Genomic DNA, 13,454 nt, shown 5'->3' with positions numbered 1-13,454 from the left:
ATCAGGACTTCGGGCTGAACTCGTCCGGCGAGAAGTCGTAGCCTTCGCCGCAGAACTCGCACGTCACGTGGATGCGGCCATCTTCAGTGCTGTGCTCGAGATCCTCGGCCGAGAAGCCGTCGAGCACCCCGCGGATCTTCTCGCGGTTGCAGGAACAGTCGTCGCGCACCGGGGTGGCGGGGAAGACGCGCACGCCGCGCTCGTGGAACAGGCGGAACAGCAGCCGTTCGACGCCGACGTCGGGATCGGCGAGTTCGGAGGGCTCCACCGTGCCGACCAGCGCCTGGACCTCGGTCCATGCGTCGTCCTCGGTGAAGATCTCGGACACCGCCCCTTCCGGCGCGTCGCCGCCCGGCAGGTCGGCCAGGCGCATGCGCTCGGGCGCCTCGGGCAGGAACTGCGCGATCAGCCCGCCGGCCCGCCAGCTCTCGGCGAAGCCCCCGCCGTCGCGCCGGCGCGACATGCGCGCGACGGCGAGCCGCACGGTGGTCGGGATCTGCTCGGACTGGCGGAAATAGGTTTCGGCGACCGCCTCCAGCGTGTCGCCGGACAGCTCCACGATGCCCTGGTAGCGCTGCATGTGCGCGCCCTGGTCGATCGTCAGGGCCAGGATGCCGTGGCCCAGAAGCTCCGCCGGATCGGTGCGTCGCGCCGCCGCCGCCTCGGCCAGCCGGTCGGCATCGAAGCGCGCATAGGCTCGCACGCTGGACGGCATGGCGAAGTCCACCACCAGGAGGTCGACGGGACCGTCGGTCTGGGTCTGGGCGATGAACTTGCCGTCGAACTTCAAGGACGTGCCGAGGAGCACGGTGAGGACGATCATCTCGGCCAGCAGCCGCGCCACGGGCTCGGGATAGTCGTGGCGCGCCAGGATGGTGTCCACCATGTCGCCGAGCTGCACCGCGCGCCCGCGCGCGTCCAGCGCCTCGACGGCGAAGGGCACCACCGCGTCGTCGCCGGCGAAGCCGAACTCGCCGAGTTCCGTCCCGTGCTCAACCATGGGCGGCAACGGCACCGAAAGCCCAGGCGAGGATCGATTTCTGCGCGTGGAGCCGGTTCTCGGCCTCGTCGAACACCACCGACTGCGGCCCGTCGATCACCTCGTCCGTCACCTCCTCGCCGCGATGGGCCGGCAGGCAGTGCATGAACAGCGCGTCGGGGCGGGCGTGGCGCATCAGCGCGGCGTTGACCTGGTACGGCAGGAAGACGTTGTGCCCCCGCGCCTCCGCCTCGCGGCCCATGGAAACCCAGGTGTCGGTCACGACGCAGTCGGCGCCCGCCACCGCGTCTTCCGCCTCGCGCGTCAGATGAAGGCGCGCGCCGGCCGCCCGCGCGCGCTCGACGTAGCGCGGATCGGGGTCGGAGCCTTGCGGCGTCGCCACACGCAGCGAGAAGTCGAAGGCACCGGCCGCCTCGATCAGCGAGTTGAGCACGTTGTTCCCGTCGCCCGTCCAGGCGAAGGTCTTGCCCTTCACGGAGCCGCGATGCTCCTCGAAGGTGAGGAGATCGGCCATGATCTGGCAGGGGTGGGTGTCGTCGGTCAGCGCGTTGATCACCGGCACGGTGGCGGCGTCCGCCATCTCCAGGAGGCGCGAATGCTCGGTGGTGCGGATCATGATCGCGTCGACGTAGCGCGACAGGACGCGCGCGGTGTCGGCGATGGTCTCAGCGCGCCCGAGCTGCATCTCGGACCCCGAAAGGAACAGCGTCTCGCCGCCGAGCTGGCGCATGGCCACATCGAACGAGACGCGCGTGCGCGTCGAGGGCTTCTCGAAGATCATCGCCAGCATGCGCCCTTCCAGCGGGCGCGGGGCGGCGCGGCCGAGCGCCTTGCGCTCGCCGGCGTCGTCGAGGATGGCGCGCAGGTCCTGGGGCGCGACGGCCGACAGGTCGAGGAAGTGGCGGGGGGTCGAGGTCGCGGCGCTCATGCGGCAGAGCTTTCGCTCGCGCCGGCCGAAAGGTCCGCCACCGCCGCCTCGATCCGTTCCATCGCCTCGCGCACCTCGTCGGCCGACACCACGAGCGGCGGCAGGAAGCGCACCACGTTGTCGCCGGCGGGCGCCGCCAGGAGCAGGTGCCCGCGCAGCGCCTCCACGAACTGCCCGTTGGGCACGCGCGGGCGCACTCCGATCAGAAGCCCCTCGCCGCGCACGTCCTCCACCACGTCCGGGTAGCGGTCCTTCAGCGAGGCGAGGCTTTGCTTGAACAGAAGCGCGGTGCGGCGCACGTCCTCCAGGAAGCCCTCGGCGAGCACGACGTCGAGCACCGCGTTGCCGACCGCCATGCCGAGCGGATTGCCGCCGAACGTGGTGCCGTGGGTGCCGGCCGTCATGCCCTTGGCGGCCTCGGCCGTCGCCAGGCACGCGCCCAACGGGAAGCCGCCGCCGATGCCCTTGGCGGAAGCCAGGATGTCGGGCTCGACCCCGGCGTTCTCGTAGGCGAACAGGCGCCCGGTGCGTCCGATGCCGGTCTGCACCTCGTCGTAGACCAGGAGCAGGCCGTGCTCGTCGCACAGGGCCCGAAGCTCGCGCAGGAACTCCGGCGGCGCGGCGCGCACGCCGCCCTCGCCCTGGATCGGCTCGATCAGGATCGCCGCCGTTTCCGGGCCGACCATGGCGCGCGCGGCGGCGATGTCGCCGAACGGCACCTGGTCGAACCCCTCGACCTTGGGCCCGAAGCCTTCCAGGTACTTCTTCTGGCCGCCGGCCGCGATGGTGGCGAGCGTGCGGCCGTGGAAGGCCCCCTCGAAGGTGAGGATGCGGAAACGCTCCGGCCGGCCCGACACGTACTGGTAGCGGCGCGCGGTCTTGATCGCGCATTCCAGCGCCTCCGCGCCCGAATTGGTGAAGAACACCTTGTCGGCGAAGGAGGCCTCCACAAGGCGTGCGGCGAGGCGCTCCTGGCCCGGGATTTGGAACAGGTTGGACACATGCCACAGGCGCGACGCCTGGTCGGTCAGCGCCGCCACGAGATGCGGATGGGCATGGCCGAGCGAGTTGACGGCGATGCCGCCGGTGAAGTCCAGGAAGCGCCGACCGTCCTCGGTGACGAGCCACACGCCCTCTCCTCGCTCGACGCGAAGGTCCGCGCGGGCGAAGGTGGCGAAAAGCGGATTGTCGTGCTCGGACATGGGGCTGGCTTCTTGGGTTGAAGGGCGGTTCGGGGCGACGGCTCGAAGCGGTCCGTCGGGGATCGCCGCCGCGCCGCAGAGGCGGCGACGGGCCACGCGCGCGGGGCGAGGCGGCAGCCCCGCTATACCACGCGGCGGCGGCCGATTGTCAATCGAAACCCCGGATTTCCGGCCCTTCCGAGCCCGATCCGCGGGACAGCAAGCTGTTGAAAAGCCGCAAAAGCGATTCGTGCAACACTGTGCGTGCCTTGCCACAGAAGCCCGCAGCGAGTTAAGTTGACGCTAGACACCATATTTCGTGCGGCGAAAACGGCCTCCTACCACATCTGGTAGTTCTGGGTCCTTCTGGTCAGGCCGAGTGGATCGGCGGCGCGTCGCACGGGCCAAGAGTTAGGAGTCAGTTCATGAGTTGGACCGACGAGCGGATCGATCTTCTGAAGCAGCTCTGGGGCGAGGGGCTGAGCGCCAGCCAGATCGCCGCCCAGCTCGGCGGTGTGACGCGCAACGCGGTGATCGGCAAGGTGCACCGGTTGAAGCTCGACAGCCGCCTCAAGGCCTCCACGCCGATGGAAGCGGCCGTGGCGCCCCGCGTGATCCGCCCCGTGCTGGTGGAGACGGCACCCGAGGAGGTGCCCGCGCCGCGCATCGTGCCCGTCGCCACGCCGGCCGTCGCGGCGATCGCCCCGGCCGCCACCGTGCCCGTGCGGCCGGCCCGCCCGGCGACGCTCGGCGCCACCGCCCTGAAGCTCGAGATCGAGCCGGAGGTCGAGGAGGAGGAGGTCGTCGGCCGTGTCGAGGTGCAGCACGGGCCCGGCGAAGTGGTGCCGATCTCGCGCAACCTGACGCTGGTCCAGCTTTCCGACCGCACCTGCAAGTGGCCGCTCGGCGATCCGCTGTCGGACGAGTTCCGCTTCTGCGGCAACCACGCGCCGGACGCCTCGCCCTACTGCCAGTACCACGCGCGCATCGCGTTCCAGCCGGTTTCCGAGCGCCGCCGCGTCCGCTGACGACGACGCTCATCCGACAAGGAAGGCCCCGGCGATCCCGCCGGGGCCTTTTCCGTTGGCGGTCCGAGCGAACGGCACCGACAGCCGAAGGCTGGCGCGCGGCGGTTCGTTGCGCTATGGGGCGCGCATGAGCCAGAGCCCCCTCCCCGACCGCCTCGCCATCGACCCCGACAGCCCGTTCCACGACGAGGCGCTCCTGTCGCAGGGCATCGGTATCCGCTTCAACGGTGCCGAGAAGACCAATGTCGAGGAGTATTGCGTGAGCGAGGGCTGGATCAGGGTCGCCGCCGGCACGGCGCGCGACCGGAAGGGCAAGCCGATCCTGCTCAAGCTGAAGGGCACCGTGGAGCCCTTCCTGAAGGGCGACGCGGCCTGAGGCCGCGCGCCGGCACCGCGGCCGTCAGACGGTCTCGGTGCGGACCCCGGCACGCGCGGGCGCGGCGGTGAAGGTCTCGTCCAGCGCGTAGCCCGCGCCGCGCACGGTGCGGATCGGATCGCGCTGGCGCCCCCGGTTGACGGCCTTGCGCAGCCGCCCGACATGGACGTCCACGGTGCGCTCGTCGACGTAGATGTCCCGTCCCCAGACGCCGTCCAGAAGCTGCTCGCGCGAGAACACGCGGCCGGGCGACTGCATCAGGAACTCCAGGAGCTTGAACTCGGTCGGTCCGAGCTTCAGCTCGCGTCCCGCGCGTCGGACACGATGCGTCTCGCGGTCGAGGTCGATGTCGCCCGCCACGAGCTGGCTGGAAATCCGCTCCGGCTTCACCCGGCGCAGCATGGCGCGCACGCGCGCCATCAGCTCGGGCGTCGAGAACGGCTTGACCACGTAGTCGTCGGCGCCCGTCGACAGGCCGCGCACCCGCTCCGATTCCTCGCCCCGCGCCGTCAGCATGATGATCGGCAGACGCTCGGTCTCGGGCCGCGCGCGCAGCCGCCGGCACAGCTCGACGCCGGACAGGCCGGGCAGCATCCAGTCCAGCAGCAGGAGGTCCGGCACCTGCTCCTTGAGCCGGAGGTCGGCCTCGTCGCCGCGCGCGATGGTGTCGACGGCGTAGCCCTCGGCTTCCAGATTGTAGCGCAGGAGGATCGAGAGCGCCTCCTCGTCCTCCACCACCGTGATGCGGGGCGCCATGGTCAGGCGCCTCGCGCGCCGACCGGCGCCACCAGGGTCGGCGTCGAGTCGCCCTTGGGCCGCTCGATCTCCATCTGGCTGCCGGTCTTCACGTAGAAGATCGTCTCGGCGATGTTGGTGGCGTGGTCGCCGATGCGCTCGATGTTCTTGGCGGAGAACAGGAGATGCGTGCAGGCGGTGATGTTGCGCGGATCCTCCATCATGTAGGTCAGGAGCTCGCGGAAGATCGAGGTGTAGAGGGCGTCGATCTCCTGGTCGCCGCGCCGGATCGCCTCCGCGCGCAGGTGGTCGCGCGTGGCGTAGGCGTCGAGCACCTCCTTGAGCTGGCCGAGGGCGAGCTCCGACATGTGCTCGATGCCGCGCACGAGCTGCACCGGCTGGGCGTGGTCGTGCACCGCCAGAACCCGCTTGGCGATGTTCTTGCCCAGATCCCCGATGCGCTCCAGGTCGTTGGAGATGCGGATGGCTCCGACGATCTCGCGCAGGTCGTGGGCCATCGGCTGCCGCTTGCCGATGGTCATGATCGCATGCTCGTCGATCTCGCGCTGCGCGGCGTCGAGAAGCACGTCGTCCGCCACCACCGACTGGGCGAGGCCGGCGTCGGAGCGGATCAGCGCCGAGACGGCCTGTTCCACCATGCGCTCGGCCTGACCGCCCATCTCGGAGATGCGACGCAGGATGAACTTGAGCTCTTCGTCGTAGGACGTGACGATGTGTTGTACCATGGCGCTCGGCTCCCTCATGGATGCGGGCGGTGCCCGGTTGCGTCGCTCCGGTCAGCCGAAGCGGCCGGTGATGTAGTCCTGGGTCCGCTTGTCGTCCGGGTTCTGGAACATCTTCTCGGTCGGTCCGACCTCGACGATCTTGCCCAGGTGGAACATGGCCGTGCGCTGCGAGACGCGCGCCGCCTGCTGCATCGAGTGCGTCACGATCACGATCGTGTAGTTCTGGCGCAGCTCGTCGATCAGCTCCTCGACCGTCGCGGTGGCGATCGGGTCGAGCGCCGAGCAGGGCTCGTCCATCAGGATGACCTCGGGGCTGACCGCGATCGCGCGCGCGATGCACAGGCGCTGCTGCTGGCCGCCCGAGAGGCCGGTCCCGGGATCGTGCAGCCGGTCCTTCACCTCCTCGAACAGGCCCGCCTTGCGCAGCGAGGTCACGACGACCTCCTCGAGATCCGCCTTGGAGCGCGCGAGGCCATGGATCTTGGGTCCGTAGGCGATGTTGTCGAAGATCGACTTGGGAAACGGGTTCGGCTTCTGGAACACCATGCCGACCCGGGCCCGCAGTTCCACCACGTCGATGCCCGAGTGGTAGATGTCCTCGCCGTCGAGGGTGACCTTTCCCTCGATGCGGGCGCCGTCCACCGTGTCGTTCATGCGGTTCAGCGTGCGCAGGAAGGTGGACTTGCCGCAGCCCGACGGGCCGATCAGCGCGGTGACCTGCTGCTCGTAGACGTCGAGGTCGACGGCGAAGAGCGCCTGCTTGGAGCCGTAGAAGACCGATACGTCCTTGCCGCGTATCTTGGCCGCCGGGGCCATGGCGGCCGCGGCCGGGACGGCGGCCTTGATCGGAAGCTGTTCCATCATGGATGTCGCCTTTACCAGCGCCGCTCGAAGCGGCGGCGAAGAATGATCGCCGTGATGTTCATCACGGCCAGGAAGAGGAGGAGCACGATGATGGCGCCCGAAGTGCGCTCCACGAAGGCGCGCTCCGCCTCGTTGGCCCACATGTAGATCTGAACGGGCAGCGCGGTGGAGGGGTCCATCGGCGTCGTCGGATAGTTGGCGACGAAGGCCACCATGCCGATCAGGAGCAGCGGCGCCGTCTCGCCCAGCGCATGGGCGAGGCCGATGATCGTGCCGGTCAGGATGCCGGGCATGGCGAGCGGCAGGACGTGGTGGAACACCATCTGCATGCGCGAGGCGCCCAGACCGAGCGCCGCGGCGCGGATCGAGGGCGGAACCGCCTTCAGGGCCGCGCGCGTCGCGATGATGATGGTGGGCAGCGTCATCAGCGTCAGCACCAGGCCGCCGACCAGCGAGGCCGAGCGGGGCAGGCCCATGTAGTTGACGAAGATCGCAAGACCCAGGAGGCCGTAGACGATGGAGGGCACGGCCGCCAGGTTGTTGATGTTGACCTCGATGAAGTCGGTGAAGCGGTTCTTGGGCGCGAACTCCTCGAGGTAGATCGAGGCGGCGACGCCGATCGGCAGGGCCAGCGCGAGCACGATCGCCATCATGTAGAGCGAGCCGATGATCGCCACGCCGACGCCCGCCGTCTCGGCGCGCGAGGAGGCGCCGAAGGTGAAGAGGCCGGTGTTGAAGCGCTGCTCCATGTCGCCGGCCTGCTCCAGCGTCCTGATCCATTCGAGCTGCTTGTCCTTGATCGGACGACGCTCCTCGGGGATCGACAGGTCGAACTGCCCCTTCACCGCCGAATCCACGGTGGAGTTGGCGTAGAGCCAGACGTCCTGCGTGGTGCCGATCACCGACAGGTCCTCCATCACCATGCCGCCGAGCTGGGTGCGCACCCCTTGCGAGACGAGCTGCGTGGCGGCCGTGACGTCGGCGCGGTTCTTGGGGTCGATGCCGAGCCGCTGGACCAGCGCGTCCTGCACCAGCTTCGGATAGTTGGCGAGGCGCAGCGCCTGGAGGTCCTTGCCGCCCGTGTTCTTCGGGTCGATCACGCTCTGGGAGAAGGTGATCGGCAGGCGGATCTGGGTCTGCCAGAACGCGGTGTAGCCCTGGCTGACCACCGTCCACAGAAGCGTGGCGAGGAAGATCATGCCGACCGCGATGGCCGCGATGCCGTAGGCCTTGAACCGGCGCTCGGAGGCGTAGCGCCGCTTCAGGCCGATGTCGCGGCGCGGCGGCGCCTTGGCGTCGGCGACCGCGCGGCCGCCGGCAGGAAAGGTCGCGTCGCTCATCAGTCGTACTGCTCCCGATACTTGCGCACGATGGCCAGCGCGATGACGTTGAGGATCAGGGTGATCGCGAACAGGGTGATGCCGAGCGCGAAGGCCACGAGGCTCTGCGGCGAGGTGAAGTCGAGATCGCCGGTGAGCTGCGAGACGATCTTGATCGTCACCGTGGTCATCGCCTCGAACGGGTTGGCCGTGATGTTGGCCGCGATGCCGGCGGCGAGCACCACGATCATGGTCTCGCCGATCGCCCGCGAGGCGGTCAGCAGCAGCGCCGAGACGATGCCCGGAAGCGCCGCCGGCAGAACCACCTTCTTCACCGTCTCCGACGGGGTCGCGCCGAGGCCCAGAGAGCCGTCGCGCAGCGAGCGCGGAACGGCGGTGATGATGTCGTCCGACAGCGACGACACGAAGGGGATCAGCATGATGCCCATCACCAGACCGGCGGTCAGGATCGACTGCGCCTGGATGAAGCTCGCGTAGTTGCCGGTCAAGAGCCCGTGGATGTCGCCCGACAGGTCCCGCAGGAAGGGGCCGACGGTGATCAGCGCGAAGAAGCCGTAGACGATGGTCGGGATGCCGGCCAGCACCTCGAGCAGCGGCTTGACCACCGAACGGAGGCGGTCGGACGCGTATTCGGCCATGTAGATGGCGGCGAACAGGCCGACCGGCACCGCGAAGAGCATGGCCACGAACGCGATGTAGAGCGTGCCGAGAAGCAGCGGGATCAGGCCGAACTGGCCGGTGGCGGACGACCCCGCCGCCGCGAAGCGCGGCTCCCACACGGTGCCGAAGAAGAAGTCGGCGGGCGGTACGCGGCTGAAGAAGTCGATCGATTCGAACAGCATCGAGAAGACGATGCCGATCGTGGTCAGGATGGCGATCGAGGAGCAGAGCACCAGGAACGTCTTGACCACGGCCTCGACGCTGTTGCGGGCGCGCAGGCGCACCGCGATTCGGCGAAGCGCGAGGACCAGACCGCCGAGCGAGACCGCGATCACCGCGACGGTCATCGCCAGCCGGCTCGTGTCCTCCAGCCCGTTGCGCTCCAGCGCCTGCCGGACCATCGAGTCCGTCGCTTCGCTGGGCACCGGAATGCCGCGCCGGGCGAGCAGCGGGCGCAGCTCGGCGACGCCGATGCTGTCGAGGCCCTGCCGCTCTTCCGCCGGCAGGAGGCGGACGCCCTCGCCGATCGAGCGCACCAGGCTGGCGCGTAGCGTCGGCGCGAGGTCGGTCTCGCCGGCGGCGGCGACGGGCGCCGTGACGAGGCTCGAGACGACCACCGGCGAGACGGCGAGCCAGAGCGCCATCAGGAGAAGCGCGGGGATCGTCGTCGCCATCGCGGCATAGACGCCGTGATAGATCGAGCGGGAGTGGAGCTTGTCGGTCGAGCCGGCGGCGAGCTGCGCGCTTCGTCGCCGCGCCAGCGCGAAACCGGCGGCGCCGAGCGTCAGCACGATCAGAACGATTGCTAGGATGGACACCGTTCCTCGTCTCCCGACAGGATGAACGAACGAGGCGGTCCGGAACACCGGACCGCCGTGGGCGACGGCGCAGCCCCGAGTGGGGCCGCGCGCCTCGTGCGGGCGGTCAGCCCTCGATCGCGGTGCCGGCCGTGAACTTCTGGCGGGCCTCCTCGCGCTGCTCCTCCGGCGCGGGAACCAGGCCGTACTGGGCGAGCGGGCCGTCCGGGCCGACCATCTGCTCGGACAGGAAGAAGTCCACGAACTCGGACAGGCCCGGCACCACGCCGATGTGCGCCTTCTTGACGTAGAAGAACAGCGGACGCGAGACCGGATACTCGCCCGAAGCGACGCTCTCGACCGAGGGCGTGACGCCGGAGACGGTCGCCACCTTCAGCTTGTCCTGGTTTTGCTCGTAGAAGGCGAGACCGAACACGCCCATGCCCTGCGGGTTGGCGGCGATGCGGGCCAGGGTCTCAGTGTAGTCGCCCGAGATGTCGGTCGCCTTGCCGTCGTTGCGGACCTGGTGGCACTGCTCCTTGGCCGCCTTCTCGTCCATGCCGGACGCCTTGTAGGCCTCCAGCGCGCCCGAGGCCTCGCAGCCGGCGACCAGGAGCTTCTCCTCGAAGACCTCGCGCGTGCCGTGGTTCTCGGCCGGGATGAAGGCGGCGATCGGCTGGGCGGGCAGCGAGGCGTCGGCCTCGTTCCAGGCCGTGTTGGCGTTGTCCACGACCTTGCCGTCCTTGACGACCTTGGCGGCCAGCGCGTTGAACACGGCCTCCGGCGTCAGGGCGAAGCTCGGGCCCTGGGCGGACGAGGCGAAGACGATGCCGTCGTAGCCGAAGCGCACTTCCTGGATCTCGTTGACGCCGCCGTCCTTGCAGGCCTTCTTCTCGGATGCCGAGATCGGGCGCGAGGCGTTGGCGATGTCGACCGTGGCGGGGCCGACGCCCTGGCAGAACTGGCGGAAGCCGCCCGAGGTGCCGCCGGACTCGACCACCGGGGTCGGGAAGTCGGGATAGACCTCGCCGAAGTTCTCGGCCACGATCTGCGCGTAGGGCAGAACCGTCGAGGAACCGGCCGCCTGCACGGGCTCGGCGGACTGCGCGAAGGCCTGGCTGGAAAGGGCGAAGGCGGCGCCGAGCGCGAGGCCGGCAAGCGTCTTGTGCAACACGAGATTGTCTCCGTCATGGAGTTTCAAAAGCGAACCGCCCGACGATCAGGTCTGCGGCACCGGTTCGCGGATGGTCTAACCACCTCGCGCAACTCCTATATGACAGCTTCCTATACAGATTGTGACAGTTTAACCTATTACGTTCGCTACGTTTTTTCGATCGCGTCGAGAAACCGGACGAATCGGACCGCGAAGGTCGCGCCTTTTCCGGGCTCGGAGACGATCGACAGCCGAGTCCGATGACGGGTCAGCACATGGCGCACGATCGACAGGCCGAGACCGGTGCCTGGCTTGCCCGTCGCCCCCTCCTCGACCCGATAGAAGCGTTCGGTGAGGCGCGGCACGTGCTCGGCCCGGATCCCCTTGCCGAAGTCGCGCACATAGGCCTCCACGCCCTCCCCGTCGCGCCGGAGGCCGATCTCCACCCGACCGCCGTCGCTGCCGTACTTGCAGGCGTTCTCGAAGAGATTGGCGAAGACCTGGATCAGCTCGTCCCGGTCGCCGTTCACGAGGACGCCCTCCCCGTCGAGACCGACCAGCCGCACCGCGAGGCCGCTGTCGGCGGCCTGCGGCCCGAGCTGGCCCGCCACGCTGCGCAGGACGTCGGCGATGTCGGCCGCCTCGTTCGGACGCAGCCGGCGGCGCGTCTCGATCCGCGACAGCGACAGAAGGTCGTCGATCAGGCGCGACATGCGCCGTGCCTGGTCCTGCATGATGTCGAGGAACCGGGCATGCGCCGCCGCGTCGTCGCGGGCGGGCCCCTTCAGTGTCTCGATGAAGCCCGACAGGGAGGCGAGCGGGGTGCGCAGCTCGTGACTGGCATTGGCGACGAAGTCGGTGCGCATCCGCTCGAGCCGCCGGGCCTGCGTGTGGTCGCGGAACAGGAGCAGGAAGAAGGGCGGCCGCTCCTCGCCCGCCAGGCCGAGCGGCAGGATGTCGACACCCCAGGAGCGGTCGGCCGGCAGGCGCTCGGCAAGTTCCTCCTGGTCGGGCTCGTCGCTCTCCACCGCGCGCTCCAGCGCCGCCAGAAGGTCGGGCGAGCGGAAGCGCATGGCGATCGGGTCGCCCAGCACGAAGGGGCCGAAGGCGCGCATCGCGGCGGCGTTGGCGAACCGCAAGGCGAGCGAGCGATCCACCACGGCGGCGGGCTCGCGCACCGCCTCCACCACACTCTTGACGCTGGCGTCCGGCCAGAGCGGCGTCTGCCGGGCGCGGCCGGACGCGGCGCGGCGCGGCAGCGTGCCGTCGGCACCGCGCAGCAGGAAATGCGCCAGCGCGCCGGCCGCCAGCGGGGCCAAGGCCGCCCATCGCGCCTCGGCCACCGTCGCGGCCACCAGCGCGAGGCCGGCGGCGAAGATCAGCGCCGGCGCCCGGCGAAGCCAGCGTCGCGCCGTTTCCCCGCCGGAGCGTCCCGTCTCGTTCACGTCTTGCCCCGGATGTTGGACGCTCAGCCGACCCGGCGAAGCCGCAGCGAGAAGACGTCGACGTCGTTGGTGGTGCCGTTGACGCCCGGCTCGATGGCGATCGAGGCCGGCGAGCGCGCGTCGGCCGGCACCGGCACGTCGAAGATGAAGGCCTCTTCGCTCATCGTGGTGGAGAAGCGCTGGCGCTCGCACAGGCTCGTGCCGCCGAACAGGCAGCGAACGGAGAACTCGCGCGCCGTGCCGTCCGGCGATCCCGCCGTCACCTCGATGCGCACGTTGGAGCCGGCGATCTCGCCGACCACGCCGGGGCCGATGGCCATCAGCACCTCGCCCTCGCCCGCCGTCGGGCCCGACACGCGCACCGCGTCGCGCCCGCCCGACCGGGGCGCCGCCTCGATCCGCCCGCCTTCGGGCGTCGAAAGGCTCTCCAGGTCGTCGCCGTCGAACACGGTGATCCAGTCCAGGGCGGAGGTCTCGTTCTGCGCGGTCGGGGAAGCGGGCGCCGATCCCCGGATCATGCCGCCGACGAAGTAGGCCAGAAGCGCCAGCACCAGCGCGAACACCACGGCCGCGATCAGGACCGAGCGCGCCGAGCGCGCGTCGCGCACCGGCGCGGCGGCGGGCGGGCGCTCGCCGCCCGGCGTCCAGGTGCTGGCGGCCGGATCCTCCACCGCCTCGACGGGCTCGAAGGCGCGCGGCTCGCGCGGCTCGCCGTCGAGCGGCGCGGCGTATTCGCCGGCCTGCGGGGTATCGGGTGCAAGGCCCGGATCGGCCTCCTCCGGCGCGGGCGCGCCGTCCGCGGGCCAGTCGGCATAGTCCGCCTCGACGCGATCGATCGTCTCGGCCAGCCTGGCGCGCTGGGCGGCGACCTCCGCCTCCTCCGCGCCGCGCGTCTCGAGCATCCGCTCCAGGGCGCGTTCGGAAGCGGCGTAGATGCTTTCCCGGAAGGCCGGATCGCTCGCGTCGCCGCCCTGCAAGGCACGCCGCAGGCTGTCTTCCATTGCGCTCATGACATCTCCAGGCCGATCGAGGCGACGCCGCCGCGCCGGCGCCTCGACATCCGCATCTGGATAGCGAATGCGGCGGAATGGAGCAATCGGGCGCTGGAATGCGCGTGGCCGGCCGAGGTCGCGCCGACGCCCGGCGACCTTTCCTTTCCGCGCGGGCGCCCGACCTTGTTTCCACGAACCACAGGTTAGTG

At 70.0% G+C, this 13,454-nt stretch carries 13 protein-coding genes; 2 read left to right on the top strand and 11 right to left on the bottom strand.

From position 1 onward, the window contains the following. Window position 1 precedes the first annotated feature (1 nt). Genes D3218_RS11135 through D3218_RS11125 form a run of 3 tightly spaced genes read right to left on the bottom strand, consistent with a single transcriptional unit; the run spans window position 2 to window position 3,130 of the window. Window positions 2–1,000 (bottom strand): Hsp33 family molecular chaperone, encoded by a 999-nt coding sequence (locus tag D3218_RS11135; protein WP_119540146.1) that lies wholly within the window; start codon window positions 998–1,000, stop codon window positions 2–4. Further along, window positions 993–1,928, bottom strand: coding sequence for an ornithine carbamoyltransferase (gene argF, locus D3218_RS11130; protein WP_119540145.1), 936 nt, complete (start codon window positions 1,926–1,928; stop codon window positions 993–995). Before argF ends, D3218_RS11135 begins: the two co-directional genes overlap by 8 nt. Then, window positions 1,925–3,130, bottom strand: coding sequence for an aspartate aminotransferase family protein (locus D3218_RS11125; RefSeq protein ID WP_119540144.1), 1,206 nt, complete (start codon window positions 3,128–3,130; stop codon window positions 1,925–1,927). Before D3218_RS11125 ends, argF begins: the two co-directional genes overlap by 4 nt. 404 nt (window positions 3,131–3,534) lie before the next feature. On the opposite strand from D3218_RS11125, the gene D3218_RS11120 reads away from it, so the two are divergent. Next, the gene (locus tag D3218_RS11120; protein ID WP_119540143.1) at window positions 3,535–4,137 is read left to right on the top strand and encodes a GcrA family cell cycle regulator; all 603 of its coding nucleotides are present in this window, start codon (window positions 3,535–3,537) and stop codon (window positions 4,135–4,137) included. A 127-nt stretch (window positions 4,138–4,264) separates the two neighbouring features. Continuing rightward, window positions 4,265–4,513 (top strand): DUF3297 family protein, encoded by a 249-nt coding sequence (locus tag D3218_RS11115; RefSeq protein ID WP_119540287.1) that lies wholly within the window; start codon window positions 4,265–4,267, stop codon window positions 4,511–4,513. A gap of 24 nt (window positions 4,514–4,537) precedes the next feature. On the opposite strand, the gene phoB is transcribed toward D3218_RS11115, so the two are convergent. From phoB to D3218_RS20100, 8 genes are all read right to left on the bottom strand, one after another. Then, the gene (phoB, locus tag D3218_RS11110; RefSeq protein WP_119540142.1) at window positions 4,538–5,269 is read right to left on the bottom strand and encodes a phosphate regulon transcriptional regulator PhoB; all 732 of its coding nucleotides are present in this window, start codon (window positions 5,267–5,269) and stop codon (window positions 4,538–4,540) included. Between the two features lie 2 nt (window positions 5,270–5,271). Continuing rightward, window positions 5,272–5,994, bottom strand: coding sequence for a phosphate signaling complex protein PhoU (phoU, locus tag D3218_RS11105; RefSeq protein WP_119540141.1), 723 nt, complete (start codon window positions 5,992–5,994; stop codon window positions 5,272–5,274). 51 nt (window positions 5,995–6,045) lie between these two features. After that, window positions 6,046–6,855: a phosphate ABC transporter ATP-binding protein PstB gene (gene pstB / locus D3218_RS11100; protein ID WP_245415020.1), complete on the bottom strand. Its 810-nt coding sequence runs from the start codon at window positions 6,853–6,855 to the stop codon at window positions 6,046–6,048. A gap of 14 nt (window positions 6,856–6,869) precedes the next feature. Further along, a complete protein-coding gene (pstA, locus tag D3218_RS11095) occupies window positions 6,870–8,198 on the bottom strand; it encodes a phosphate ABC transporter permease PstA (protein WP_119540139.1) in 1,329 nt (442 codons plus the stop codon). Further along, window positions 8,198–9,676: a phosphate ABC transporter permease subunit PstC gene (gene pstC / locus D3218_RS11090; protein WP_119540138.1), complete on the bottom strand. Its 1,479-nt coding sequence runs from the start codon at window positions 9,674–9,676 to the stop codon at window positions 8,198–8,200. Before pstC ends, pstA begins: the two co-directional genes overlap by 1 nt. A 106-nt stretch (window positions 9,677–9,782) precedes the next feature. Beyond that, window positions 9,783–10,826 carry a PstS family phosphate ABC transporter substrate-binding protein gene (locus tag D3218_RS11085; protein WP_119540137.1) on the bottom strand — a complete coding sequence of 348 codons (1,044 nt, stop codon included), beginning with the start codon at window positions 10,824–10,826 and terminating at the stop codon, window positions 9,783–9,785. A 149-nt stretch (window positions 10,827–10,975) separates the two neighbouring features. After that, entirely contained in the window at window positions 10,976–12,253 is a 1,278-nt protein-coding gene (locus D3218_RS20105; protein WP_245415006.1) for an ATP-binding protein, read from the bottom strand. Window positions 12,254–12,276: 23 nt separating this feature from the next. Further along, on the bottom strand, window positions 12,277–13,263 hold the full coding sequence (locus D3218_RS20100; protein WP_245415005.1) for a hypothetical protein: 987 nt from the start codon (window positions 13,261–13,263) through the stop codon (window positions 12,277–12,279). Window positions 13,264–13,454: the final 191 nt, after the last annotated feature.

Source organism: Aureimonas flava (assembly GCF_003583935.1).
GTDB classification, from domain to species: Bacteria; Pseudomonadota; Alphaproteobacteria; order Rhizobiales; family Rhizobiaceae; genus Aureimonas; species Aureimonas flava.
This window is presented reverse-complemented; position numbering and strand designations above follow the sequence as displayed.

Bases quoted from the DNA above. Each gene is read 5' to 3' on its own strand.
- D3218_RS11135 (WP_119540146.1), bottom strand. From the start codon at position 1,000: ATGGTTGAGCACGGGACGGAACTCGGCGAGTTCGGCTTCGCCGGCGAC.
- phoU (WP_119540141.1), bottom strand. From the start codon at position 5,994: ATGGTACAACACATCGTCACGTCCTACGACGAAGAGCTCAAGTTCATC.
- D3218_RS20100 (WP_245415005.1), bottom strand. From the start codon at position 13,263: ATGAGCGCAATGGAAGACAGCCTGCGGCGTGCCTTGCAGGGCGGCGAC.
- pstA (WP_119540139.1), bottom strand. From the start codon at position 8,198: ATGAGCGACGCGACCTTTCCTGCCGGCGGCCGCGCGGTCGCCGACGCC.
- argF (WP_119540145.1), bottom strand. From the start codon at position 1,928: ATGAGCGCCGCGACCTCGACCCCCCGCCACTTCCTCGACCTGTCGGCC.
- phoB (WP_119540142.1), bottom strand. From the start codon at position 5,269: ATGGCGCCCCGCATCACGGTGGTGGAGGACGAGGAGGCGCTCTCGATC.
- D3218_RS11125 (WP_119540144.1), bottom strand. From the start codon at position 3,130: ATGTCCGAGCACGACAATCCGCTTTTCGCCACCTTCGCCCGCGCGGAC.
- D3218_RS11115 (WP_119540287.1), top strand. From the start codon at position 4,265: ATGAGCCAGAGCCCCCTCCCCGACCGCCTCGCCATCGACCCCGACAGC.
- pstB (WP_245415020.1), bottom strand. From the start codon at position 6,855: ATGGAACAGCTTCCGATCAAGGCCGCCGTCCCGGCCGCGGCCGCCATG.
- D3218_RS11120 (WP_119540143.1), top strand. From the start codon at position 3,535: ATGAGTTGGACCGACGAGCGGATCGATCTTCTGAAGCAGCTCTGGGGC.